Origin of the sequence: Protofrankia sp. Cas8 (assembly GCF_963555845.1) — a bacterium.
In the GTDB taxonomy this organism is placed as follows: Bacteria; Actinomycetota; Actinomycetes; order Frankiales; family Frankiaceae; genus Protofrankia.
In genome coordinates, this window is sequence record NZ_CAUVXI010000115.1 from 9,221 (window position 1) to 11,147 (window position 1,927).

Here is a 1,927-nt window from a genome sequence, read left to right on the forward strand (position 1 = left end):
GCCCAGGACGGTCATCCGCACCTCTTTCTCGTCGATCCGAGGATATTTCAGATTTGGGTGGCGAGACATCGGGGAACGACCTGTTCACACGGAGTTATCCCTCATCAGTGCAGACATCAATAGTTGTGGTTATACGATCGCTTTCTGTGTTCACAGTGACGCGGATTGATCGTGACCCGATCGGAGGTGTCCGTGATCGATCGGATCCACCCCGCGCCCCCACTGCCATCCGCATTCAGGCGGTGTGCATACTGTTACCCTTCGGTGTTGTTGTCGCCCGTCGGGACTCGGAGCAGATCTGTGCACATATCTCGCGGGAATCGATCACAGCGGTTGTCTCGCCTCGTGTTGCTCACCGCCGTGTGCGCTCCCCTGTTGGCTGCATGTGGCAGCGGTGCGGCTTCGTCCAAGCCGTCCGTTCAGCCACGCACGTCGGCGCGGGATGTCCCGGCGGCGCTCGGGTCCATCGCGTCCCCGGGCACGGCGTCCCCGGCCACGGCAGCGCCGTCGCCGGTCGAAACCCCGCCGGTGTCACCGCGGAACCTATACGCGTTCGACGGGGCAAACCAGTTCAGCCCAGCCGTCCGCAATGCCAGGACGCTCGTCTATGTTCCGAACAGTGACAGTAATACCGTTGATGTGATCGATCCGGCGACTTTCACGGTGATCGACCACTACGTGACCGGTGCCCGTCCTCAGCACATCGTCCCATCCTGGGATCTGTCAACCCTGTACGTCACCAACAACGCCGGAAACAGTCTGACCCCGATCGATCCGACCACCGGGAAGATCAAAGGGTCGAATATTCCCGTTGCCGATCCCTACAACATGTACTTCACCCCGGACGGGAAGTACGCGGTGGTCGTCGCCGAGGCGCTGGAACGCCTGGACTTCTACGACCCGCACACCTGGCAGTTGCGGACCCAGTTGAAGGTCGACTGTCCCGGTGTCGACCACGTCGACTTCGCCGCTGACGACTCCTTCCTCGTCGCCACCTGCGAGTTCTCCGGCAAGCTCGTCAAGATCGACCTTCGCGCGCCGGCTGTCATCGGGTACCTGACCGTCGGGGGCATGCCGCAGGACATCAAGATCGATCCGCGCGGAGAGGTACTCTACGTGGCCGACATGATGACCAATGGTCTCCATCTCGTGGATCCGGTTCGCTTCACCACGATCGGATTTCTGCCGACCGGTAGGGGCGCTCATGGCCTGTACCCGAGTCGGGACGCAACCGTGATGTACGTGTCGAACCGCGGTGAGGGCTCCGTCTCCGTCGTGGACTTCACGACCCGCCAGGTTCGGACCACGTGGCCGATCCGCGGTGGGGGTAGTCCTGACATGGGCGGGGTGTCGGCCGACGGGTCGGTCCTGTGGCTGGCCGGCCGTTACAACAGCGAGGTCTACGCGATCTCGACGAAGGACGGCAACCTGCTGGCACGGATCAGGGTCGGTCCGGGTCCACACGGCGTCTGCGTCTGGCCCCAGCCGGGTCGTTACTCCCTCGGCCACACCGGCATCCTGCGCTGACCGGTACGAATCTGTTGCGACCATTTAGCGTGGGCCCCGGAAATGGTCGCATTTTGAATGGGTGAAAGCCGTGCGCGCGGCTGGGGTCCGGGTTATCTTTCATATGTCCACGTTGGCTGTCGGCCTGCCGCCCCTTCGGGCCTCCGGCGGCGCGAAGGGAGCTGTGGTCGCGCTGCTTGTGGCTGGCTAGACCCCTGACCCGGCCCGGAGTGATGCAAATGCGTGTTTCTTGTCGCCATGGGTTCGTTCGATGAACCGACCCACGGACTGGGCTGTTCTCGATCTGGATGATGATCCCACGCCCGGGGATCCGTTCTCGGTACGAGAACTGGCACGGAAGTTCCTGGAATTCGCCGCCGATGTAGATCATGCTAGTGAAAATCTGACGGCGATTACCACC

Annotated in this window: 1 protein-coding gene; it reads left to right on the top strand. The window is 62.4% G+C overall.

Annotated features, from left to right (window positions below; genetic code table 11):
- Positions 1–345: 345 nt before the first annotated feature.
- Positions 346–1,527: a YncE family protein gene (locus U9977_RS16535; protein WP_322750164.1), complete on the top strand. Its 1,182-nt coding sequence runs from the start codon at positions 346–348 to the stop codon at positions 1,525–1,527.
- Positions 1,528–1,927 lie beyond the last annotated feature (400 nt).